Raw genomic sequence first — 25,340 nt, forward strand, 5'->3', positions numbered from 1 at the left:
AGCCTGAACCAATCGATCGATCTGCGCATTTTTATTTCTTATTCAATTTATAAAAATATAGCGCCACCACAAAAAAGGAATGACCTTTCGATTGACACCAAACTTTGCTCTGATTTCATATATAATGTTATACACAGGCTTTTATTTCCACCATTCTTTAGCTTCCTTTTCAGATTTCTCTCGAACTATCGCTCCATTTGGTGCTTGATTTTCAAGGGCGATATCTAACCACCCCTTATTCCAATACTTTTCGGAAACACTAAATTCACCAGCTCCAATGTCAAAATCTTGATTTGCATTTGGAACTCTAAAATCAGCCCAATTACAGATTTTTTCCTTTCCAGTTTTATAGCTTTTCCAAATCCCAATATATGCGTTATTGGAATATCCATCTGCGATTGACTGAATATTATCGTAATTGATTTGATTGTCAGATGTTAAATACCATTTTGAGTAGAGTTGACCTTTAAAAACTCCACTATGTTTTTGGTTTACGTTTTCATTGAATTTGAAATCAGCAATAAGAATTCCTTGTGATTTAATTCCTTTACTTTCGTATTGATTATCAACTCCGAAATGTAATTTTTGAACTTCTTTTATCTCTTTCAAGGTTATAGTTCCATCAAAGTCACAAATAGTTTCTTTAACCAAAGACTTTCCCTTTATTAGATATTCATTCGGATTAATAAGGCTTTTCTCTATTGAGATTATTTTCACTCTGATTCTCTGATGATCGATTCCAATAATTCCAAAAACATTATGATTTTTGGTTTGGATCCATAATTTTGTAAAGTCAAATTTGTTATAATTTGACAAAACATTTTCTGATTTTAATTGATCCTCCAATAAGAAATCCATTAAAAACTTTTCGTTTTTTTGAGCAAGAGAAATATTAGTAACAAATAAGAATATCCAAATTATATTTTTCATTTTTTCTGCTTGTGTATAACGTGATTGTGTATGATTTCGTTGCGTGTTTCAGCAACTAATTTAGCAAATACGAACCAAATAGAAAATCCGCGAGGATTTTCGTAAGTAGGCGAGAACCAAGCAATGAATTATACACGGTGTTGTACAACGTACTTACTTTTCCGTGTCGATTAACCAAGGATAAGTAAATTCCGTCGCTTTTGTTAATTCCTTTTTTAGTTTTTCTCGGTCTAATTCCAATTTAGAATATTCTACTCGTTCATAGAGTAGGTTATAAGCTGATTGATGAAGTCCGTATTTCTTTAATTTATAAAAATCCGATTTCGCTTTTTTCAAATTCAGATTGTCATTGTCAAATTCAATTTTCAATAAGTCAACCAAAGTATCATTTACGAACTGATTTTCATAATTCAGTCGTTTTTTGTCCGATTTGAAAGAGTTAAATTCTCGAATTATTTCATAAACGATTGAGTCGTTTTTCTCCGATTTTCTTCGATTCCAGAATTCAGCGTAATATTTGGTTTGCATTTCTGGTTTGTTATAAGTCAGTTCCAAACTATCCAAAACATTGTCAAAATTTCGTTTTATATAAATTCCATTGGCTATGAATAAATTCTCGCTTTTATGAATTCCGTTTTCAAGTTTTTCGTAACCAAATTTCTTAAATGTTTCGTGAATCATTTTTAGATTTTCGGGTTTTCTTATCCATTTACTTTTTGTCCAATCCGAGTGATTTAACCCGAAAAATGAAGTTTGAGTTTCTACATAAAATTCCGCTTCTTTTTTTTCTTTACTAACGCAAGAAACAAATAATAAAATCAGAATATTTAATGTTAGCAGTTTGTTCATTCGTATGTTGTACAACGTTTAATATATGTGTCGTAGCAGGGCAAAATGTTACCAAGCCATCGACTTTATCTGCGCATTGGTTGCTAACTTTCCTTTTGCAAGCATTACGCTTAACCAAAAATACAACAACCATTCGATTCATCACTTTGCTGCTATGATCACATATATAGTGTTACCACACGTTTATTATCTCAGGAACTCGTAGCCTTTGTGTTTCAGGTAAGTAATTCCGTCAATTTTTAATTTCGTTTTAGTCAGTTGATCAATTTTGGTTGTGTCCTGGCCTCCTAATGAAACGAATTGCATTTGAACTTTACCATTAACTTTTATTAAGGTAACAATTGTGGTACAGGATTTATAAGGTAATATTTCCGTTTGCTTTATTTCGTCAGTATAGGGTATAGTTTTCCAGTCAGCTAAATACTTATTTGACTCAAAATTTAACCACAGGATTTCTTGTCCGTTTCGGTCCGTTTTTGGAATCCAAAATCCGTTTAGATTTTCTCGTACAGAGTCCAATTCAGTCAAATCAACTTCATAGTCATTTTTTACTACTATCAAATTTCGATTCGGATTTGAACAACCAAATAGGAGGGACGTCAGAATTAATATTTTAAAGATTATTTTCAAACTTTATATTTCTCGGATGTGTGGTAACGTTTAATATATGTGTCGTAGCAGGGCAAAATGTTACCATGTTTTCTGCAAAAACCGCGCATTGGTTGCTAACTTTTCCATTTTGCAAGCATTGCGCCTTCATAAATATATACAAACCAATCGATTGATCACTTTGCTGCTATGGCACATATATCGTGTTGGCAACAGTTTTATTCGTTTATATATTGTTTTTCGCTCAAATACTTTTTCAGTTCTGAGTGATACAATTTGAAGTCAAAATTTTTGAGCTTTGATAGTCGAGTAAGACATTCAGATTCCATTAATATTTCTTCACAGACTTTTTTAATTAGCTGCGCTTTATCAGATTCGGAAACTTTTTGATATTCAATTTTACAGTTAATTTCTACACAATTATTCGATTTTATTTCAATTCCGTCAACATAAGAAGTTCTTTCACCAGGTCGGTATCTTGGTCGTTTTTTCTTGAAAAATTCGTCAAATTCAGGTTTGACCGTTATTAGTCCGAAATATAACTCCTTTAAATCATCTCCATAATCTCTATTTTCAAAAAATGACTTTAATTCTTCTGATAAATCATTTACCCAAGAGTTCTGTTCTTGAGATAAGTTCGTGTATTGTGCGATTCCAAATACCAATTTTAATTTCCGTTTATTTTAATTGTTGCCAACAATTGGATATGTGTACCGGTACACATATATCCATTATATTTTTCTACAAATCTAATGGATTTCTTATTGATTTAAAATTATTTATAGCAGCTAGGGTATATATTTCTGTTACTTCTTCTCCAATCTTCTTAGAACCAGATATCACCTCACTAGGTTTTATAATTTCTTCTATTCAAGGTAGGTGAGATGGAATTGAACGACGAATAGGTTGTTGTTTTTCTACGGTTTTCTTAATTACAGCATAACAGTTTATCCTGAGCTATGCCAAAGGGCTATGGTTACATTTAAAAAAAAAATAGAAAAGTGTCTGTTTTTGAGGTAATCGAAAGCTGTAATAGATTTTCTAATACATAATCCAGGGTTAAACCAATCTAGTTTTCTTGCTTCGAAATCAGCAGGTTAATATTACATATGATTGCCAAAGAAAATGGCATTCATAAGGAGTTTGTTCGTGCCATACCAAAAAGCTCTAAAATTAGTATTGTCTGTAAATAGTATAACGTCTCCTTTACCAAAGTTTGAGTGTTTGAAAGGGATTGTACCTGATAATGAATCCAGATTTTTTTGACTAATATATCCGCTTAGTAATGGTTTTTTACTATATCTAATGGGATTGTTATAACTCTGTTTATCGGGTTTGATAAATAAAGCAGTGCTTCTAAACAATGAAATTTTGTTGTTCGGATATCCGAAATTTATAGGATGTGAACGATCCGTTTCTGCTTCAAAAATAGCTCCTCCGATTACTTCTGCGCCATAGAAGTTTTGTTTTTGTTCAAAAGATATGTTTTTTGCTATAACGCTGGGTTTGGCAAATTCTATATTCATGAACTCATTGTTTTTAAAAAAATGAGCCATGTTTTTATACCCAATAAGAGTCCCGCCATTACGCCCCCATGTTTTTAGTCTATCTGCTTTTCCTTTGTCCAGACCTGGTCTGCGACCATTGGGCAATATGATATGAGTATACTTAGATAAATCAGTTCTATGCAAATTATCAGTAGTTAATTTTGTAATAGGGATATCATATCGTTGATCCATAAGGTGCCATATTTCTCCAGCGTCATATGGAGTAACTCCATTACCAGTAAATAAGCCTATTTTAGGAAGCGATAGCGGTCTAAAACTGTTGCTTCCAAGATCAATCCCTTGCGTAAGCCCAGAGTGCACTCCTGTAATATCAATGTGATTATCAACGCTTAATTTTTGAAGTAAAATATGGAGTTCTTTTGGTGGTAACACCTGATTTTTTACAGGAATTAAAATAGTGCCATAGTCATATTTGTTTTGATCGATAGAAAATGATTTCAAACTAACTTTTGCTCGCAGCCCTTTTTTTAGGATTTGATACAAAACCTTTGGACTATAATATTCATGCCATTCCATTAGATATGTATAATTACTTTTTGAGACTGATGGAGGTTTTCTAAATTCAAGATTCGATATTTCGGCTCCGATATGTGAAGCAGTAGCATTTTCTATATAATCGAGATTAAAAGCTAAGGGGAAAGTCCATGCAGAGACATCATAAAATAAGCTGTCTTTAAAGGTTGTTCTTTTTTCGAATATGGCTTTTAATAATTTTTTTTGACGTTGATCTTTAGGAACTACATAGCTATATGCTTTTTTAAATGTTTTTCCTTGTAGTGTAACATCTTTAGTTAGTTTGTGTAATTTGATCTGATGTCTTTTTAGAATTTCTGCCAAGTGATAAGCAGATGCTGCATCTTTTTTATTACCAAAAATATAGGCTTCTTTAGTATTGGGTTTTTGAGTATTACCATAGAAACCTCTTTTGTAGACTAACAGTTCTTTGCGCAGTGATTTTGCAGCTTTTAAAGTAGAAAGTACAGTATTAAATTGATTTCTTATAGTAAAAGGAAAAGTAAGTACCCCATTGATGGTTTGTTGGGCATGACCTCTAGAGCTTGCTTGTTCAAACAAAATACCGATACCGCCATTAATATCAGGAAAAGTAGACCCTTTGCCGTAATAAAAGTCGTCAAAATTCTCTTCGCTATAATATAGCGAACCTATAGAGTCCAGAGCTTTTGCATGATAAAGGCCAATTTTTCTTGTTAGTTCTTGATTTAATTGAGGAATTAACGGATGTGCTCTGGATGCTATTCCTGGTTGAAAAAAGAAAGTACTGTTCGAGCCCATTTCATGGTGATCTGTTAGGATATTAGGATACCACTGGTGATATGTTTTAATTCTGGCTCTTGATTCGGGTAATTGTGCCGGTAACCAATCACGATTCATATCGAACCAATAATGATTCGTTCTTCCTCCTGGCCAAACTTCGTCATATTCTCGATCTTGTGGGTCTGTGCTAATATTTTTGCTTTTATTGGTGTTTGCCCAGTATGAAAACCGTTGTAAACCATCTGGATTAAACGAAGGATCGAATAAAATGACAATATTATCTAGAAGAAGGTCAATTTGCGGGCCTTGAGCAGCGGCAAGATAATATGCAGCAATTAATGCGGCATTAGAACCACTGGGTTCATTACCGTGAATAGAAAAACCGTTATACACTACAGCTGGTAGATTGTCTATGTTTATTTGAGACGCATTACTTTTGGTTAATCCCAGGTGCATTTTTTGTATTTCTTGAATATTTTGATGATTTTTTTCTGAAGTAATGGTTAATAGTAATAAAGGGCGATCTTCAAAAGTCTTACCTCTATCTTCTATTGTAATTCTAGAAGATGAATTAGCAAGAGCCTTCATATAATTCACAAGTTTGTCATGAGATACATGCCATTTGCCAGGAACATAACCTAATACACTTTGTGGGGTAGGGATATTGGTATCATAGGTTACATCTTTTGGGAGGTAATAATCCAATGATACATTGTTTTGTGAAAAAAAAAGAAAACTCTGAAGTATAAAAACAAGTGTAAAAGTATATCTCATATTGGTTATTTGTTGTATTCCAAAATCGAACTAATTTCAGTCGTGTCTGGCTATAACTTATACGTTATTATTATAACTAAAGGAGATCAATATAAAGAAAAGGATCTCGGTAAGAGAAAGGGTTTACATAAATTTAACTATGTTATGCGTTTGTGTCTAAAATGAGATCTAACGCAGAAAATAAATGTAGGAGTGAGTATTTATTATAATGAGGAAATAAAAAAGCCGCTTTTTAAAGCGGCTTGTATTATGAATTAGATTTTTATCTAATTAAATATCATCAAAGCTAACATCTGTAAAACTTTCTGTAGATGCTCCAACTTCTTCTGCATTACTTGCTACGTAAGAACTGTCATCATAAGATTTCTGAAAATCTTTTTGATGTCTTTCGCTTATAACTTCTTCTCCTTTTTCTTCGACTATAAAATTAGTCATTTCATTTAAGATTTCTGTAAAGCCAGTAAAGTCCTCTTTGTATAGATAAATCTTGTGTTTCTTATAGTGAAAAGATCCGTCATCGTTAGTGAATTTTTTACTTTCAGTTATTGTTAGATAGTAATCTCCTGCTTTTGTTGCCCGTACATCAAAGAAATATGTTCTTCTTCCTGCTCGTAAAACTTTTGAGAAAATTTCTTCCTTATCCATCATTTCATGATCACTCATAATCCTTATGTATTAAATTAATTAATATGTTACGATGGTTTCAAAAGTCCAAAAAAAATGTTAACCGAACAAAAAAAACTTATATTTCTTTTTCGCTAAGTTGTTTTAAATAGAGTTCTTGATAATAACCTTTTTTGTTTATTAGTTGATAATGAGTGCCTTGCTGGATTATTTTTCCTTCGTCAAGGACCATAATTTTATTCGCATTTTTGATGGTAGATACACGATGACTTACAATAAAAGTGGTTTTATTTTTAGATATTGCGGTAAGATTGTTTAATATTTCTTCTTCGGTTTCGGTGTCTACAGCAGATAAACAATCATCAAAAAGTAATATCGATGGGTCTTTTATAATAGCTCTGGCGATAGAAACTCGTTGTTTTTGTCCTCCAGAAAGAGTTACACCCCGTTCACCAAGTACAGTGTCATATCCATTACTAAAATCTATAATGTTATTATGTACAACGGCATTTTTGGATGCTTCAATAACTTCGTTTTCTGTGGCATCTTTCTTACCAAACTTTATATTATTTCTAATAGAGTCACTAAATAAGAATGCATCTTGAGGAACATATCCTATGTTTTTTCTCAAATCGGTAAGGTTAAGGTTTTTGATAGAAGTTTGGTCAATTTGTACTTCACCAGAAGATACATCGTAAAGTCTTCCTATCAAATCAAGTATTGTTGATTTTCCCGAACCTGTTTTTCCTAGAATACCTATAGTTTCTCCATTATTAACCTCAAAAGAAATATTCTTTAAAGCAGTGATGTTGGTATCGTCATAGGTAAAAGAAACGTTCTTAAAAATAATATCACCATTAATTGGTGTGCTTTGCGTAGCTGTATTGGTGATTTCTGGCTTTTGACTTAAGAATTCATTAATTCTTACTTGAGATGCTTCTGCCTGTTGAACTATAGAGCTAACCCACCCAACCGTTGCAACTGGCCAAGTAAGCATGTTTACAAATATGATAAATTCAACAATCACCCCAAGATCCTTGATGGTGCCATCTATAAATTGTTTTCCGCCGATATAAATTACAAGAATATTACTACATCCTATTAATAAAACCATTAGCGGAAAAAACAGTGCCTGTACTTTGGCCAGGTCAAGATTTTTGTCTTTACTGGTATTTGATAATTCAGAAAACTCTGTATGAACTTGTTGGTTGATGTTATACGATTTTACAACCATGATTCCGCTAAAAGTTTCCTGAGTAAATGTAGTTAGCTTTGACAAGAATTCTTGTACAACAGTACTTCGTTTATGAATAGCAACACTTAACTTATAGATAGATAGAGAAAGTATTGGCAGAGGGGCTACCGTATAAAGGGTAAGTTCTGGTGCAATGCTTATCATATATCCAATTACAACTATAAACAAGGTAAGAGTATTTACGCTATACATAATCGCTGGGCCAACATACATTCTTACTTTTGATACATCTTCACTAATGCGATTCATAAGGTCTCCAGTTCTATTTTTCTTATAAAAATTAAGAGACAGTTTTTCATAATGCTCAAAAACTTCGTTCTTTAAATCAAACTCTATAAAACGAGAAACTACAATAAATGTTTGACGCATTAAAAAAGTAAATAATGCAGAAATAAGTAATGCGCCTGCAATAAGAAGGATATTGGTAATAAGGCCACTTTTGACATCAGCAATATCTGTAATATCTTTATTAATATACTGTTCTACTACATCTACAGAATCACCTACTAAAGTAGGTACTATTGTTGCAAAAACTCGAGCAATTATTGTAATAATTAACCCAATAATTAAGCGATATTTATATTTTAAAAAGTATTTATTTAAATGACTTAGTGCGCGCATATAAAGCTTGTGTTTTAAACTTTTTTTATTTGTAAATTCGCAAAATTTAACTGTTTTTAAATAGAAATTAATAAAAACATGCTATTTTAGCATCCTAATTTTGAATATAATATAATTCTATTTAAAAAAAAATCACACCATGATAACCGAAGTTTTTACTGCAAATCAACTAAAAAAAGAAGCCCCTGTATTTGGTCAATTATCTTTTGATGATCATGAACAAGTTGTTTTTTGCCAGGACAAAGATACAGGATTGAAGGCAATTATTGGCGTGCATAACACAATTTTAGGACCTGCATTAGGAGGGACAAGAATGTATGATTATGCAACCGAATGGGATGCTCTTAATGATGTGTTAAGGTTATCAAGAGGGATGACTTATAAAGCTGCTATCACCGGTCTAAATTTAGGAGGAGGAAAAGCAGTTATTATGGGAGACCCTAAAAAAATAAAAACTCCAGAGCTTATGAGAAGGTTTGGTAGGTTTGTAGATTCCTTAGGTGGTAAATACTATACAGCAGAAGATGTAGGAATGGAAACTTCTGATATGGATACAGTTCGAGAAGTTACTCCTTATGTAACAGGAATTTCTGAATCTAAAGGTGGGGCTGGTAACCCTTCACCGGTTACCGCACACGGAGTATATATGGGTATGAAAGCTGCTACCAGATTTACATACGGTAACGATACTTTGGATGGGAAACGAATTTTGATTCAGGGAATCGGTCACGTAGGAGAGGAATTGGTGAGATTGACTTCTGAAGAAGGGGCAAAAGTTATTATTAGTGATATTAATGAGGAACGACTAGAGGTTGTTAGTGCAAAATATGGTGTTGATATATATAAAGGAGATGACCTTTATGCAGAAGCAGCTGATATTTATGCTCCTTGTGCCTTAGGAGCCACTATAAACGATGAAACAGTACATAAACTTCAAGTTAAAATAATTGCGGGAGCAGCAAACAATCAATTGGCGAATGAAAATGTTCATGGCGCTATGTTGCAAAAACGTGGAATTGTTTATGCTCCAGACTTTTTGATCAATGCAGGCGGTATCATAAATGTGTTCGCAGAGATCGAAGGTTATGGTAGAGAACAAATACTAACAAAAACTGCTAATATTTATGATACGACATTGGATATTTTAAATAAGGCAAAAGCAACTAATGTAACTACAAACGAAGCAGCAATCAGTATAGCAGAGGATAGGGTTGCATCTAGAAAAAAAGAAAAATAATCAAACCCTAAGATTGCAATGTGTAGTTTTTTAGGATAGTATATTGTTCAAAAAAAATAATTAGTCATTGCCTTATAAAAAAAGTAGTTTTAAGAGAGGTGGATTAAAAATAATAGTATTTTTGCAAGGCAAAAGTCAAAATATACTTTTGTTATTTTTAAACATTAAGTTCTTTGTAATTTTCTATGTTAACCAGAAGACATATTAGAGTAAAAGTAATGCAGTCCCTCTATTCGATAGAGCAGACGCAAAGTGATAATATAAATAAAGAAGAGAAGTTTCTACTTTATAGTATAGACCAGATGTACGAGTTGTTTCTTATCAACCTGCAACTTTTGGTAGAGATTAGAAAACGAGCAGAAGACTTTATGTCAAAAAGCCAAAAAAAATATTTGGCTACTTCAGAAGAAAAAAATCCGAATACCAAATTTATAGACAACGAAGTGCTGTTGTTGTTAGAAAACAACCTTCAGCTTAAAGAAGAAATTGGTGCCAAGAAATTAAATTGTTGGGAACTGGATGATGAATACGTAGCGTTGCTATGGAATGAAATTAAGGATAGTGATTTGTATACTTCGTATATGAGTACACGATTGAGTTCATTTGGAGAAGATAAAGACTTTGTTTTAGAGGTGTTTAAGGAGATTATTGCCCCTAATGATAAGTTTTATGAATATATAGAGGATAAAAAATTAACATGGGTAGATGATTTACCATTGGTAAATACTTCTGTAGTTAAAATGATTCGTAAGTTAAAACCATCTCATAATGAGAATATGGTATTGCCCAAGTTATATAAGGATGCAGATGATAAAAAGTTTGCAATAGATGTCTTTAGGAAAACAGCTTTAAACGGTGTAGAGTTTTCTAAAGAAATAGACGGAAGAACTCCTAATTGGGATCAGGATCGTATTGCAGAATTGGATAAAGCGATTGTGAAAATGGCAATATGTGAGTTTGTAAAATTCCCTTCAATCCCTGTAAAAGTAACAATTAACGAATATTTAGAAATTGCCAAAGAGTATAGTACGCCTAAAAGTAGTATTTTTATCAACGGAATTTTGGATAAAATATCTAAGGAATACAAAGAAAACGGCAAATTAAACAAAGTAGGACGTGGACTTATGTAGTTTTAGAAAAAATAGTATTTTTATCCCTTTAAATAATTAAAAACTCAAGTAATGAAAAAAGGAATTTTAATTTTAGCCGGAGTTTTGGCAATGACAGTAATGTCTTGTAAAGAGAATGCGGCAGAAAAAGTTAAAGAAGAAAATGTAGAAATAGCTGCAGATCGTGATGCAAAAAATGCAGATTTCCCAGTAATGACTTTTGCTGAGACTGAGCACGATTTTGGAACTATTAATGAAGGAGACGTAGTAGAGCACAAATTCTCATTTACTAACACTGGTAAAGCACCATTGGTAATTGTAAGTGCAAAGGGTAGTTGTGGTTGTACAGTGCCAGAATGGCCAAAAGAGCCAATCGCACCTGGTGCTACAGGAGAGATGTTAGTAAAGTTCAACTCTAACGGAAAGCCAAACCAGCAAACAAAGCAAGTAACAATTTCTGCTAATACAGAAGCTGGAAAAGAAATTATTAAGATAAAAGCTATGGTTACTCCAAAAGCTAAACCAGCTGCAGCAGACGGAGCACCAACTAGCAAATAATATATATGGACCAAATACAACAATTTCTTCCTTTTATATTAATTTTTGTGGTCATGTATTTTTTTATGATACGTCCACAAATGCAAAAAGCAAAAAAGGAGAAAAAGTTTGCTGAAGATTTAAAAAAAGGAGATCGTGTAGTTACAAAAAGTGGCCTTCATGGTAAAATTTTTGACTTCAGTGAAAAAAATAATGCAATTGTTATTGAAACAGGAGCAGGTAAATTAACCTTTGATAAATCTGCAATTTCTTTAGAAATGAGCCAAAAGTTAAATGCACCAGCAGATGTAAAAAAATAACAAACGTATAATCAACAAAAAAAAGCGATAAGATTTATTTCTTATCGCTTTTTTTGTACCACTAATACGAGTTACGACTTCATCGTTACAATTCGTTGTGGTAAGGGGGCATCGTAATTAGCTTTCCCTAAAGCTTCAACGATTTTTTGCCTGGTATCCCAATATACATCCCAATAAGTTTCGCAAGTAGAATAGGGTAGTGCTAGAAGTTCAACCCCATTAGCGCCTAGGTTATTAACTGCTACTCTGGGAGCTGGATTTTGTAAAACGTTTTGATCAGATTTCATTACATCCAATACTATTTGCTTAGCTTTTTCTATATCTGTACCGTATTGAATAGCAAAAGGCATATCAACTCTTAGGTTGCCAATAGTGGTAAGATTTGTAATTGTTCCTGCAGTAATAGCTCCGTTTGGTATGATTTCTGTTTTGTTCTGAAATGTTTCCAGAACCGTTACAAATACAGAGATTTCTTTTACAAAGCCAAGCTTGCCATCTGTTTCGATAAGATCCCCTACTTTAAAAGGTCTAAATATAAGTAGCATAACACCTGCAGCCATATGACCTAGAGAACCATTAAATGCACCACCTATAGCCAATCCAACCGCAGCTAATAGCGCAGCAAAAGTTGCTGTAGGAATGCCTACAATACCGGCTATAGAAATAAATAAAAGTACTTTTAATAAAAACCCAGCTAAGGTTACTAAAAAAGGTTTTAAAGTTGGGTCTAAGTTGGATTTGTTAAAAGCTTTTTTGATGGCTTTCATAACCATTTTTACAATCCATAATCCAATGATAAGAGCGACAATACCGCCAACAATTTTTAATCCATATTGACCAACACCTTCTTGTATTGAACCCAAAAAACCGCTAAGTGATCCTAAGATTGTTTCTCCGGTTTCTGAAGCAGAAGCTGCTGCAGCTGTCCCTACTTTTTCTAACGTTTGCATGATAAGAGTTTTAAAATTTAAGTGATTAAATAGTTTTATATATCATTAATAAATGATATCACATAAATTTACTTTTATCCTAAAATTTGCTTCAAAATGATTTGATGATAAATACCTAAAATCGGTTAAAGTGAAAAAAAATCGATGATTAGAAAAATAGAGGTGTTTAAAGGGGAGTAGGAGAATTAAAAAACCATAAAACAATCTAACTGAATATTTAGATTGTTTTATGGTTTAAGGTTGTATCTTAAAAAAGATAAAAATATTTTTTTAATTATTTTGCTCAGCCGTTAGTTCTGCTATCTTCACAATTACTTCTGTGGCTTTGATCATCGTTTCTACCGGCACAAATTCGTATCTACCGTGAAAGTTATGTCCACCAGCAAATATATTTGGGCAAGGAAGTCCCATATAACTTAATTGCGATCCGTCTGTACCTCCTCGTATTGGTTTTATAAGAGGTTTGATATCAAGTGATTTCATAGCGTCTTCTGCAATATCGACAATGTGCATAACTTCTTTTACTTTTTCACCCATATTGTAGTATTGATCTTTGATTTCTACGGTAACCGCATCATTTCCTCCGTATTTTTCATTAAGCTCTTTGGCAAGGTTCGCTACTACTTCTTTTCTAGCTTTAAATTGCTCTTTGTCAAAATCTCTAATAATATACTTTAATACAGTTTCCTGTACTTTTCCAGTCATTCTATTTAGGTGGTAAAAACCTTCACGACCACTTGTCTGCTCCGGAGTTTCTGTTCTAGGTAATGAATTGATAAAATCTTGTGCCATATACATACTGTTTACAAGTTTACCTTTGGCATATCCAGGGTGAACAATTCGTCCTTTTATAGTAACTACAGCACTGGCTGCATTAAAACTTTCATATTCTAATTCTCCTATTTGACTACCATCCATAGTATAGGCCCATTCTGCGCCAAATTTTTTGACATCAAATTTATGTGCACCACGTCCAATTTCTTCATCAGGAGTAAAACCAACACGAATTTTTCCGTGCTTAATTTCTGGATGTTTGACCAAATACTCCATAGCCGATACAATTTCTGTTACTCCAGCTTTGTCATCGGCTCCTAATAATGTGGTACCGTCTGTAGTAATGATCGTTTGTCCTTTGTAATTTTTTAGCGTTTCGAAATAATCAGGAGAAAGCACAATATTTTGCGCAGCATTTAGTATGATATCTTTTCCATCATAGTTTTCTACTATTTGAGGTTTTACATTGGCTCCTGTAAAATCTGGACTTGTGTCAAAATGTGCAATAAACCCAATAGTAGGAACTTTGTGATCAACATTAGAAGGTAACGTACCCATTACATATGCATTTTCATCAATAGAAACCTCTTCTAAACCAATTTCTTCTAGTTCTTCAGCTAGTTTTCTGGCCAAATCCCATTGTTTTTCTGTACTTGGAGTAGTGTCGCTATTTGGGTCACTTTCTGTATCAATAGTCACATAACTGGTGAATCGATCTATGATATGTTGTTTTGAAATCATAACAATAAATATTTATATCTAAAGAATCCAAAAATACACTTTTATTAGAACCTAGTATAACTTATTTTTGCAAATGTAAAAACACATATAATGTACACATTCCTAATACGGCCATTGTTATTTATGTTTGACCCAGAAAAGGTTCATCATTTTACATTTAGAGCCGTAAGATTACTATCTAGGATACCTTTTGTTGCTCCAATTTTTAGAGCGATGTATCAAATTAATAACCCAAAATTAGAAAGAGAAGTTCTTGGTTTAAAGTTTAAAAATCCAGTAGGTTTGGCTGCCGGATTTGATAAAAATGCAGTGCTTTTTAATGAATTAGCCAATTTTGGATTTGGATTTGTCGAGATTGGAACAGTAACTCCCAGAGGACAGGAAGGTAATCCAAAAAAACGGTTGTTTAGACTTAAAGAAGACCAGGGGATTATCAATAGAATGGGGTTTAATAATAAAGGACTAGAGGCCGTTATAAGCCAACTTAAAAGAAACAAAGGAAAAATAATAATTGGAGGTAATATTGGTAAAAATACTGATACAAAACCAGAAAATTATACGGCAGATTATCTAACGTGTTTTAATGCCTTGCATCCATACGTAGATTATTTCGTTTTAAACGTAAGTTGCCCTAATGTAGGGAGTCATGCCAAATTGAATGATAAAGACTATTTGATTGAGCTAATACAGGCGGTGCAAAAGGCTAATAAAGCATTTGATACAGAAAAACCAATAGTACTAAAAATTGCCCCTGATTTAAATACAAATCAACTAGACGAAATTATAGAATTGGTAAATGAAACCAATTTAGACGGAGTAATAGCAAGTAATACTTCTGTAGATAGAGAAGGACTAAAAACTTCGAAAAATAGATTAGAGGCAATTGGTAACGGAGGACTTAGTGGACAACCTATTAAAGACAGAAGCACACAAGTAATAAAATATTTATCAGAGAAAAGTAACAAAGCGTTTCCAATTATTGGGGTAGGTGGTATTCATAGTGCCAAAGATGCTGTAGAAAAATTAGAAGCCGGAGCAAGCCTGGTGCAGATATATACGGGCTTTATCTATAAAGGCCCTGCATTGATTAAGCAAATCAATAAAGCTTTATTGTAAAATATAACTTCATGAGCTATGAAATCCTATATACTTTTGTTTTAACGACTTCTTTATTGGCGTTGTCACCAGGTCCTGATAATATATTTGTATTGACGCAGGGGATGGTGAACGGGAAAAAATTTGGATTATCAGTGGTTGTAGGATTGACAGTTGGATGTTTGGTACATACTACATTGGTAGCTTTTGGAGTCTCTGCTATTATAAAACAGAGTGATATTCTTTTCTTTGTTATTAAGCTTTTCGGAGCATTGTATCTTTTCTTTTTGGCTTATAAAGTATATAAAAGTAGTGCCTCTATAGATTTGTCTGCAGATAGCGTACCTCAAAAAAGCTTATGGAGTTTATGTAAACAAGGGTTTATTATGAACGTTTTAAACCCTAAGGTGTCCATATTTTTTTTGGCATTTTTCCCAAGTTTTCTGTTTAGTAAAACATTAAGTAGCGTTGTTCAGTTTTATGTTTTAGGGTTTTTGTTTATGGCTGTTTCTTTTGTTGTTTTTGGGATGATCGCTGTTCTAGCAGGTTCTATTTCAGAATATTTAAAAACGAATGATAAAGTAGGTGTCTTTTTAAAATGGACACAAATCATTGTCTTTATAGGGATTGGAGTTTTCATTCTTTTTTCTGAAAAATAATTATACTTTTATATTCATAATCGAATACCCTTTCTAATAATGATTGAAAACGTAAAAATTATTGAATGCCCCAGGGATGCAATGCAGGGGATAAAAGAATTTATCCCTACCGAAAAAAAGGTTCAATATATACAATCATTATTACGTTGCGGTTTTGATACTATAGATTTTGGAAGCTTTGTTTCGCCAAAAGCAATACCACAAATGGTCGATACTGCTCAGGTATTATCGCAATTAGACCTTTCGGATACAAAGAGTAAACTGTTGGCTATAATTGCTAATGTGAGAGGAGCAAACGATGCCGCAAAATACGAAGCTATTCGATATTTGGGATATCCTTTTTCGATTTCAGAAAATTTTCAAATGCGTAATACGCATAAAACCATTGCAGAGTCGGTAGCAACATTACAAGAGATTTTAAGTATTGCAGATAAGGTAAATAAGGAAGTAGTTGCGTATTTATCTATGGGATTTGGAAACCCATACGGTGACCCGTGGAGTGTAGAGATTGTTGGTGAGTGGACAGAGAAACTTAGTAAAATGGGAGTAAAAATTCTTTCATTGTCTGATACGGTAGGTACCTCTACACCAGAGATTATAGATTATTTGTTTTCTAATCTAATTCCTGCTTATCCTAAGATAGAGTTTGGAGCACATTTGCATACCACCCCTACAAGCTGGTTCGAAAAAGTAGATGCATCTTATAAAGCTGGGTGTAGAAGATTTGATGGAGCTATACAAGGATTTGGAGGGTGCCCTATGGCAAAAGATGAACTTACAGGTAATATGCCTACAGAACGGATGATTTCTTATTTTACAACCGTAAATGCAGATACAAATATTAGAACATTAAGTTTTGAATCTGCACATAATGAGGCTACCAAAATATTTTCGAATTATCATTGATCTTTAAAAATAAAAAATGAAAAAAAACTTTAAAATTGTAGGTGTTGTTTTAGTATTGATATTGTTAGTATTACAATTTATTAGGTCAGAAAAAAATGAGCAAGGGTATAAGTCAATAGCTAATTTTGAAGAAGAAACACAGCCTGGTGTGGCGGTAAAAAAGATACTAGAAAGTAAATGTTATGACTGTCACAGTAACCATACCGTTTATCCTTGGTATGCAGAGGTAGCGCCATTTTCATTTTGGATTGCGCATCATGTAGAAGAAGGTAAAGAACATTTTAATGTTTCTAATTGGAAACAATTTGATGTAAAAAAGAAAGATCATAAGCTAGAGGAGTTAATTGAGGAAGTAGAAGAAAAAGAAATGCCACTTTCTTCGTATACATGGCTTCATGGGGATCTTGAAGAAGATGAGAAAATAGCATTAATTAATTGGGCCAAAGAAGTGAGATTAAAATACACCGCTGATAATTAATGATTGTCTCATAAAGGATGTTAATACTTGCCTTATATACTTTGCATGGTATAAAATAAGTGGCTAAAAACAATCTTTGTTTACGTAATTGTTAAGTTAATTAATTTTATTTAGATTTAATTCAAATAAAGTTTGCTAAATAGATTTAGATAAATATATTTGCACTCAAATATTTGATAGTTATTTATAATAAGTCTAAATTAAAAAAAGTAATGAAAATCAATAATCTAGCAAAATCTATATTTGTATCTGGGGCTCTTCTTTTAGGAGCTTGTTCTTCTGATGATGACAATAACAATGTTGAGCCAGCAGGTCCAGAAGTAAACACCCCAACTGTAGCCGAGGTTATTACAGATGATGACTTTTCAAGAGCAGAAAATGGGGATTACAACAACGATTACATCAATAATTACTCTACTTTATTCACTAGAGATGGTAATTCTACGGTAAGCTTTAGTGGACAAACTACTCGTTTAAAGCAAGCAAAGGAAATAGGAGGAAACTTAAAATCTGAGACTAGTGTAGCTGACATACAATTAAAGTTTGAAGGTCAAGACGGAGAAAGTGCTGGATTTTCAGATACTAGTTTAAATGGAACTACTAAGATTGTAAGATCAAAATCTTCTTCATCAATTGGTTTATTTGGTTCAGATAAAAATGAATCTGGTCAAGGTAAAACAAATGTAGATGCTATTGATGCATTCATTACAGGTCATCAAGCAGTGTTAGATGCTTGGACTACCACAGCAGCTTCTGGTCAGGCAGGAAGATTTCAGGAAACTGGTAGTGATAGCTACAGATATGTGGACGCAAAAGGTCGTGAATTGGATCAATTATTCACAAAATCTTTAGCAGGTGCTTTAGCTTATGATCAAGCTGTAAATCACTACTTAAATCGTTTAGATAATGAAAATGGTGATGATGCAGATGGTGCTAAAGATTACCGTTCATTAAACGATGCAGGAACTGTAGCCGAAGGAAAAAGCTATACTACCATGGAGCACCATTGGGATGAAGCTTTTGGTTATATTTATGGTAACACTGCTGCTCAGAACCTAATCTACAAGTATATCGATAACGTAGATGCTTTACCTAAGTTTGCAGGTACAGAAAAACAAATCTTTGCTGCTTTCGTAACAGGAAGAATTGCAATTGCTGAGAAAAACTATACATCAAGAGATACACAAATCGGAATTTTACGTGAAAAATTAGGTTTGATTATCGCGGTAAGATCAGTACATTATTTAATTGGTGGTGCTGAAATTATTGACGAGATTGGTAATTCTGGAAAAAGAGAAGATGCTTTCCATGACATTTGTGAAGGATATGGTTTCGTAAATAGTTTACGTTATGTAGTAAATGCTGCTGGTGTTAGATACTTTTCTGATGCCGAAGTTGATGGTTTCTTAGCAACTTTGGATGCAGGAAATGGATTGTGGGATGTAACTTCAGGACAATTAACTGATATTGCTGATGACATTGCAGGAAAAAATGTTGGAGGATTATCTTGGACTGTAGAAGATGTAAATCCATAAGAATTTAAATATGTATAAAAATCTATCATACATATAATAATTAAGAGGGATAACTATATATGTTATCCCTTTGCTTATTTTTGTGCGCAAATTTAATACACAGGTATTGTTATGAAAAAAATAGTATATATAGTATTTATCTTAACTCTTTTCTACGTTGTTTCATGTTCAGGTGATGATTCATCAGATGGAGGAGGTAATAATGATAGTGACAGTTTTGATAGAGTTACCTTAACTACAAGTTGGGTTAATAATCTATTAGTGCCAGCCACTAGTGATCTAAAGAGTAAACTAGAAACTTTAAATAGTTCTGTTACGTCGTTTACAGATGCACCAGATACGTCTAAATTATCTAAGGTTAGAACAGATCTATTCGAAGCTTATAAGGTATGGCAACATGTGGAAATGTTTTTCTTTGGATCAGGATATTCATTAGATATGAATTCCTACCCAGCCGATGTTACTAAAATTACAGAGAATATTAATAGTGTTACTACGGTAGATTTAAATAGAACGGTATTAAATCCAACGCAAGGTTTACCAGCTATGGACTATTTAGTAAATGGTTTGGAGTCAACGGATAATGATATTATTGCTAGATATGGAGAAGCTAAGTACCGGGACTATTTGAAGTCATTGTCAGAAAGAATGGTTACTATAACAACTACTGCTTTGAGTGATTTTGAAGCTGTTAAAGATACTAGCATCAATAATGTAGATAATTCGATTAGTTCTTATTTTAGTATACAAGTAAATGATTTTGTACAATACACAGAAAAATCTTTTAGAGAGGCAAAAATTGCTACACCTTCTGGCACAAGAAATAGAGATATTTTTCCAACAATTTTTGTGTCTGCCAGTCCTGATTTTGTTGAGTCATTATATAGTCCAGAAAACTCTAAGACTCTATATTTAGAAGCGTATGATGCCATTCAAGATTTTTACTATGGGAGGAGTTATGCCAATAATGATAATACCGTAGGATTACAAGAATATTTACAGGCTTTAGGAACTACGATATTGATCGATGGTAATGATACCTCTTTAGATGATTATATCATCGGCTTATTTGGTAATATTGATACAGCTAATGCTAATATAACAGATAATTTTTATCAGCAAACACAAGACTATAATACTAATTTTGATGCAGTATTTGATGCTATCCAGGAATTTGTTATTGCTGTTAAATCAAACGCTATTAATGCGTTTAATCTTACAATTGACTTTGTAGATAGTGATGGAGATTAAACAAACTATTAATACATATCTAAATAAAACATCAAGAGCGGCTACACTAGCCGCTTTTCGTATTTTATTTGGAGTATTAATGTTAATTAGCCTTGTTAGGTTTTTATCAAAAGGTTGGGTGTATAAGTTTTATATCGAACCAAATTTCCATTTTAAATACTACGGATTTTCATGGGTAGTAACCTGGAGAGAGTATACTTATATTCTATTTTTTATTGCAATTACTTCATGTATAGGAATTATTCTTGGGTATAAGTATAGGTTATCAATAATTTTATTTTTCTTATCATTTACTTATATAGAATTAATCGATAAAACCACCTATTTAAACCATTATTACTTCATAAGTATTTTAAGCTTTTTACTATGCTTTTTACCTCTTAATGTGACTTTTTCTTTAGATTCATATTATAAAAATAGGTCATATAAAAATGTTGCTAGATGGACTGTAGACGCGATTAAGTTTTTAATAGGTATCGTTTATTTTTATGCAGGTCTGGCCAAATTAAACTCGGATTGGTTATTCCGAGCTCAGCCTATAAAAATTTGGCTTTCTTCTAAAACAGATTTTCCGGTTATAGGGAAATTTATGAATGATACTTGGTTTCATTATTTGATGAGTTGGAGTGGAGCTATTTATGATCTCGCTATTCCCTTTCTATTATTAGTTCGTAAAACGAGACCTTTTGCTTTTATTTTAGTTGTGATTTTTCATGTATTTACGCGAGTACTTTTTCCTATAGGAATGTTCCCATATGTAATGATTTGTGTAACGCTTATCTTTTTTGATGGAGAATTGCATGAAAAATTTTTACAGGTATTAAGGAATATATTAAAACTTAAATCGAAGGTTAATGATATAAGAGATGTATATTTGCCGAAAATTTATAGAAAATTATTTCTGGTTGTCTCTATATTTTTAGGTATTCAGTTAATAGTACCGTTTCGATATTTACTCTATCCTGATGAATTGTTTTGGACAGAAGAAGGATATCGATTTTCATGGCGAGTTATGTTAATAGAAAAAGCAGGGTATACCTCGTTTAGGGTTGTAAAATATGATACAGGGAATAGTTTTACTGTAAATAACAAACATTTTTTAAATGCTTTTCAGAATAAACAAATGGCTACTCAACCCGATTTTATTGTTGAGTATGCACATTTTCTGGGAGATCATTATAAAAAAGAATTAAAAAGCGAAAATATTGGGGTTTTCGTAGAGGGATATATTTCTTTAAATGGGAGGTTAAGTAAGCCTTACATAGACCCAAGAGTTGATTTATTAAAAGTTAAAGATGGATTCCAACATAAAACATGGATCCTACCATTCGAAGATGAAATTAAAGGGTTGTAGTTTTTTTATATTTTTCTTAGCATCAATATCTATATATGCTTTTCAAAGTACCGATGTAAGAGTTTTGAATGCAGATACCAAGAAGCCGATTCGAGGCGTGCAAGTGTACATAAAGTCAGGAAAATTAATTGGAGAAACGGATAATAATGGTAGTTTGAGTTTGTCGACCTTGAATAAAAATTCTAATTATTCATTGATATTTTTTGAGTTCAACTATAAAACTTATGAAATAGATATTAACCCAAGGGATAATAGTAATATAACTGTTGAGATGGTACCACTTGGTAATGTGTTATCGGAGGTGGTTTTAAGCTATAAAAAAAAGCAAGCTTTCGGGTTACGAACATTAAAACCAGTAGAAGGCACACATATTTATGCAGGAAAAAAATCTGAAGTAGTATTGTTAGATCAGGATTTGACTAACAAGGCGACCAATAATGCTCGCCAGATATATGCAAGAGTGGCAGGTTTAAATATTTATGATAGTAATGATGGAGGTTTGCAACTTAATATTGGTGGACGAGGGTTAGATCCAAACAGAACAGCAAATTTTAATACACGCCAAAATGATTATGATATTAGTGCTGATGTTTTGGGATATCCGGAAAGTTACTATACACCACCAACAGAAGGTTTAGAACAGATTCAAGTGATAAGAGGTGCTGCATCTTTGCAGTATGGAACTCAGTTTGGAGGTTTGGTAAATTTTGTAATGAAAAAACCAAACCCTAATAAATCTTTGGAGATTATTTCGAGAAGTTCAGTCGGTAGTTTTAATCTATTTACAAATTTTACGAGTCTCAGTGGGACATCCAATAAGTTAAGTTATTATGGGTACTTCAACTATAAACAGGGAGATGGTTTTAGGCCTAACTCTGGTTTTGATTCGAAAAATGGATATGCACATATCGGATACAAATTCAATGAAAAAACTAAAATTGAAGCAGAGGTAACACATCTAAATTATTTGGCACAACAAGCAGGTGGATTATCAGATGTTCAATTTTTAAAAGATCCAAGGCAAAGCTATAGAACAAGAAACTGGTTTGCGGTAGATTGGAACTTATTTAATGTGAAATTAAATCACAAATTTTCTGATCATGTTAGTGGTACATTAAGTGTTTTTGCGCTTGATGCCTCAAGAAAAGCAATTGGCTTTAGAAGAGCTGAATCATTTGTTAATGGAGATGGAAATATAGTATTAAATGAAAATCCAGATGTTTTTGGACCGGATGAAACAGATGGATCTGGAAATTTTGATTTTGAAAGAGATTTATTGATAGGAACTTTTAAAAACTATGGTGCAGAAGCCAGAGTTATCACAGAATATACTATTAAAGATAAACCATCAGTATTACTTTTAGGTGCTAAATTTTATAGGGCTAACAATACGTCTCAACAGGGGGCAGGTAGTAGGGGAACTGATGCAGATTTTACCTTTAAAACAGACGATTTTCCTTTTTATCCAAACCAAAATAATTTTAAGTATCCCAACTTAAACTTAGCTTTATTTGGTGAGAATATTTTTAATGTAACAGATCATTTTTCGGTAACTCCCGGCTTTAGATTCGAATATATAAAAACAGAGTCTGTTGGAGAATTTTTGAATAGACCAAGTATACAAGGTAGTAATCCTACTATAATTTTTACTCCAGATAATGAGGTTAGAGAACGAAACCTTTTATTATTGGGTGTAGGTTTAAGCTATAAACCAACATCATATTTTGAATCCTATTTTAACTTCTCTCAAAATTACCGATCGGTTACATTTTCAGATATTCGAACTGTAAACCCTTCATTTGCGGTGGATCCAAATATAGAAGATGAAACTGGATATACAATAGATTTAGGCGTAAGAGGAACTTTTAAGAAAATGGTTTCTTATGATGTAAACGTATTTTCATTGCTGTATGAGAATAGATTGGGGCAGGCTTTTAGAAATGACCCTCCGTTTAGAGCACAATGGGTTAGAGGTAATATAGGAAAGGCTACAATTGTAGGTTTAGAGTCATTAATACAGTGGAATCTTAAAGAAGTATTCTTTAAAGTAAATGATAACATGAAGTTAGACGTGTTTTCTAATCTCGCATTAACAACTTCTGAATATACAAGTAGTATAAGAACAAGTGTTAGTGGTAATAAAGTAGAGTTTATACCAGAAGTAAATTTAAAAACCGGTGTTTCGTTTGGATATAAGAATTTTTTAACTTCTTTACAGTATACTTATTTGTCTGAACAATTTACCGATGCAACAAATTCTCTGTACAATCCAGAAAATGAGGATAGAGTCGATGGTGCCATTCCGTCTTATGATATTTTAGATGTATCTGCATCATATACATTTTCAAAAAATATAAAGCTTGAGGCAGGAGTTAATAATGTATTGGATAATAGTTATTTTACCAGAAGAGCTACGGGTTATCCTGGCCCAGGGATAATTCCATCTGCTCCTAGAAGTTGGTACGCTACGTTGCAGTTTAAGTGGTAATAACCTTTGTAATATTGTAGTAGATGTCTAATGATAAGTGCTTTTGTTTTAAGTAACTTTTTAAAATCGTTAGTTTGACCATCAGTTTGATTATAAATTGTTTTAAAACAAGTTTAAATAGCTATTAAAATTTATAATTTGTGTATTTTAGTTCTTTATCAAAAAAATGTAAAAGTCAGATATGATACCAGAAATAGAAAAACTATTAAATGATCAGATAACCTATGAAGCAACTGCTTCTGCACAATACCTTTCTATGGCTTGTTGGGCAGACGTTAACGGCTATAATGGGGTGGCAGAATTTTTTTATACGCAATCTGAAGAGGAGCGTGTACATATGACCAAGTTGGTGAAATTTATAAACGAAAGAAGTGGAGCAGCAGTAATCCCTGCAATAGATAAACCTAGAGATGATTTTAAATCATTGCTAGAGTTGTTTGAAATATTTCTGCAGAGTGAAGAGTTTGTGACAGCAAAAATTAATAATATCATTTATGAGTGCCTGCAACATAAGGATTATAATGTACATAACTTTATGCAGTGGTATGTGGCAGAGCAGTTAGAAGAAGAAGCTACAGCTCGTACTCTGTTGGATAAATTAAAGATTATAGGAGGAGATAAATCTGGACATTATTTGTTTGATAGAGATATTAGTACTTTTCAGGCACCAGAAGAATAAGCTACTACTAAGTGCTTGTTAATAAGTGATTAAAATAAAATAAAAGATTCCTTTGTCGGGAGTCTTTTTTTTATATTTTTGCACTTTATTTAGATTCAATAAGAATAAAGTAATGCAAAATATTCAAGCTCCATCGGTATATGCTTCTTGTATGATTATGAACTGCGAAATTGCTTGTGGTGGAAAAAAGAAGAAGTGCTGTAAAAAGTATAAGAAGAAAGGTAAAACAAATTGTAAAAAATGCCCTAAACTTTAAAATAGTTATATTACTATTTTATCCTTTCTATTAAAAAAGTGAATGTGTTTGCAAACCGATCCACCTTTTCTACTAATAAACACGCACACTTATTTTAAATTTTATTCTAATTCTTGCCGCCATACTATCTGGTTAGGATAATAATTCGTTACATAAACACTGTATTATATTCGTTCTGATTTGAATTTACTGATAGTAGGAAATATGTTTGATTACAAAGGAAAACATGTCTTTTTATTAAGTAAGTCGTAGTTAGAAATGGTATTGCTTTAGTAGATAATGTTATTTATAACGATAAAATGAAGATTATATAAAGTGGGTGTACGACAAATTTCCCTATTTGGTTAAATAGTTTTATTTTGCAAATAAACTATGGACTTCAAGCATAGAGCTACCGAATTACTTACTAAACATTTAGAAGAATGGGAATCAGACCCTATACGTATGCAGAGTGGTTATGATTATG

22 protein-coding genes are annotated in these 25,340 nt (G+C 32.6%); 13 read left to right on the plus strand and 9 right to left on the minus strand.

Going from position 1 to position 25,340, the window contains the following annotated elements:
• Positions 1-141 precede the first annotated feature (141 nt).
• From ABW636_RS13215 to ABW636_RS13245, 7 genes are all read right to left on the minus strand, one after another.
• Entirely contained in the window at positions 142-930 is a 789-nt protein-coding gene (locus tag ABW636_RS13215; protein ID WP_367590504.1) for a hypothetical protein, read from the minus strand.
• A gap of 153 nt (positions 931-1,083) precedes the next feature.
• A complete protein-coding gene (locus ABW636_RS13220; RefSeq protein WP_367590505.1) occupies positions 1,084-1,779 on the minus strand; it encodes a hypothetical protein in 696 nt (231 codons plus the stop codon).
• 186 nt (positions 1,780-1,965) lie between these two features.
• Positions 1,966-2,307 (minus strand): hypothetical protein, encoded by a 342-nt coding sequence (locus tag ABW636_RS13225; RefSeq protein WP_367590506.1) that lies wholly within the window; start codon positions 2,305-2,307, stop codon positions 1,966-1,968.
• 299 nt (positions 2,308-2,606) lie between these two features.
• Positions 2,607-3,053 carry an Imm44 family immunity protein gene (locus tag ABW636_RS13230; RefSeq protein ID WP_367590507.1) on the minus strand — a complete coding sequence of 149 codons (447 nt, stop codon included), beginning with the start codon at positions 3,051-3,053 and terminating at the stop codon, positions 2,607-2,609.
• 438 nt (positions 3,054-3,491) lie between these two features.
• Positions 3,492-6,005: a M14 family zinc carboxypeptidase gene (locus tag ABW636_RS13235; RefSeq protein ID WP_367590508.1), complete on the minus strand. Its 2,514-nt coding sequence runs from the start codon at positions 6,003-6,005 to the stop codon at positions 3,492-3,494.
• 270 nt (positions 6,006-6,275) lie between these two features.
• Entirely contained in the window at positions 6,276-6,668 is a 393-nt protein-coding gene (locus ABW636_RS13240; RefSeq protein WP_367590509.1) for a PUR family DNA/RNA-binding protein, read from the minus strand.
• Between the two features lie 79 nt (positions 6,669-6,747).
• On the minus strand, positions 6,748-8,505 hold the full coding sequence (locus ABW636_RS13245) for an ABC transporter ATP-binding protein (protein WP_367590510.1): 1,758 nt from the start codon (positions 8,503-8,505) through the stop codon (positions 6,748-6,750).
• A gap of 139 nt (positions 8,506-8,644) precedes the next feature.
• Between ABW636_RS13245 and ABW636_RS13250 the strand changes: the two genes are divergently transcribed.
• The 4 genes from ABW636_RS13250 (at position 8,645) to yajC (ending at position 11,708) form a co-directional block, all read left to right on the plus strand.
• Positions 8,645-9,742, plus strand: a complete 1,098-nt coding sequence (locus ABW636_RS13250; protein ID WP_367590511.1) for a Glu/Leu/Phe/Val family dehydrogenase — start codon at positions 8,645-8,647, stop codon at positions 9,740-9,742.
• Positions 9,743-9,960: 218 nt separating this feature from the next.
• A complete protein-coding gene (gene nusB, locus ABW636_RS13255) occupies positions 9,961-10,872 on the plus strand; it encodes a transcription antitermination factor NusB (RefSeq protein WP_367590512.1) in 912 nt (303 codons plus the stop codon).
• Between the two features lie 51 nt (positions 10,873-10,923).
• Positions 10,924-11,409 carry a DUF1573 domain-containing protein gene (locus ABW636_RS13260; RefSeq protein ID WP_367590513.1) on the plus strand — a complete coding sequence of 162 codons (486 nt, stop codon included), beginning with the start codon at positions 10,924-10,926 and terminating at the stop codon, positions 11,407-11,409.
• Between the two features lie 5 nt (positions 11,410-11,414).
• Positions 11,415-11,708, plus strand: a complete 294-nt coding sequence (gene yajC, locus ABW636_RS13265) for a preprotein translocase subunit YajC (RefSeq protein WP_367590514.1) — start codon at positions 11,415-11,417, stop codon at positions 11,706-11,708.
• 71 nt (positions 11,709-11,779) lie between these two features.
• On the opposite strand, the gene ABW636_RS13270 is transcribed toward yajC, so the two are convergent.
• Positions 11,780-12,658 (minus strand): mechanosensitive ion channel family protein, encoded by an 879-nt coding sequence (locus ABW636_RS13270; RefSeq protein ID WP_367590515.1) that lies wholly within the window; start codon positions 12,656-12,658, stop codon positions 11,780-11,782.
• A gap of 270 nt (positions 12,659-12,928) precedes the next feature.
• A complete protein-coding gene (gene pepT, locus ABW636_RS13275; protein WP_367590516.1) occupies positions 12,929-14,173 on the minus strand; it encodes a peptidase T in 1,245 nt (414 codons plus the stop codon).
• Between the two features lie 90 nt (positions 14,174-14,263).
• Here pepT and ABW636_RS13280 point away from each other — a divergent pair, with 90 nt between their 5' ends.
• The 9 genes from ABW636_RS13280 (at position 14,264) to ABW636_RS13320 (ending at position 24,618) form a co-directional block, all read left to right on the plus strand.
• Positions 14,264-15,289, plus strand: coding sequence for a quinone-dependent dihydroorotate dehydrogenase (locus ABW636_RS13280; RefSeq protein WP_367590517.1), 1,026 nt, complete (start codon positions 14,264-14,266; stop codon positions 15,287-15,289).
• An 11-nt stretch (positions 15,290-15,300) separates the two neighbouring features.
• Positions 15,301-15,927 carry a LysE family translocator gene (locus ABW636_RS13285; RefSeq protein WP_367590519.1) on the plus strand — a complete coding sequence of 209 codons (627 nt, stop codon included), beginning with the start codon at positions 15,301-15,303 and terminating at the stop codon, positions 15,925-15,927.
• Positions 15,928-15,966: 39 nt separating this feature from the next.
• Positions 15,967-16,833, plus strand: coding sequence for a hydroxymethylglutaryl-CoA lyase (locus ABW636_RS13290; protein WP_367590520.1), 867 nt, complete (start codon positions 15,967-15,969; stop codon positions 16,831-16,833).
• Between the two features lie 16 nt (positions 16,834-16,849).
• On the plus strand, positions 16,850-17,311 hold the full coding sequence (locus tag ABW636_RS13295) for a heme-binding domain-containing protein (RefSeq protein ID WP_367590521.1): 462 nt from the start codon (positions 16,850-16,852) through the stop codon (positions 17,309-17,311).
• Positions 17,312-17,523: 212 nt separating this feature from the next.
• A complete protein-coding gene (locus ABW636_RS13300; protein ID WP_367590522.1) occupies positions 17,524-18,846 on the plus strand; it encodes a DUF4856 domain-containing protein in 1,323 nt (440 codons plus the stop codon).
• Positions 18,847-18,957: 111 nt separating this feature from the next.
• Positions 18,958-20,097 (plus strand): imelysin family protein, encoded by a 1,140-nt coding sequence (locus ABW636_RS13305; RefSeq protein WP_367590523.1) that lies wholly within the window; start codon positions 18,958-18,960, stop codon positions 20,095-20,097.
• Positions 20,087-21,451: an HTTM domain-containing protein gene (locus ABW636_RS13310; protein ID WP_367590524.1), complete on the plus strand. Its 1,365-nt coding sequence runs from the start codon at positions 20,087-20,089 to the stop codon at positions 21,449-21,451. The genes ABW636_RS13305 and ABW636_RS13310 overlap by 11 nt, the downstream gene beginning before the upstream one ends.
• The gene (locus ABW636_RS13315) at positions 21,393-23,939 is read left to right on the plus strand and encodes a TonB-dependent receptor family protein (RefSeq protein ID WP_367590525.1); all 2,547 of its coding nucleotides are present in this window, start codon (positions 21,393-21,395) and stop codon (positions 23,937-23,939) included. The genes ABW636_RS13310 and ABW636_RS13315 overlap by 59 nt, the downstream gene beginning before the upstream one ends.
• A 181-nt stretch (positions 23,940-24,120) precedes the next feature.
• Positions 24,121-24,618, plus strand: coding sequence for a ferritin (locus ABW636_RS13320; protein WP_367590526.1), 498 nt, complete (start codon positions 24,121-24,123; stop codon positions 24,616-24,618).
• The last annotated feature ends 722 nt before the right edge of the window (positions 24,619-25,340 follow it).

Origin of the sequence: Aquimarina discodermiae, from assembly GCF_040786235.1 — a bacterium.
Classification (GTDB): domain Bacteria; phylum Bacteroidota; class Bacteroidia; order Flavobacteriales; family Flavobacteriaceae; genus Aquimarina.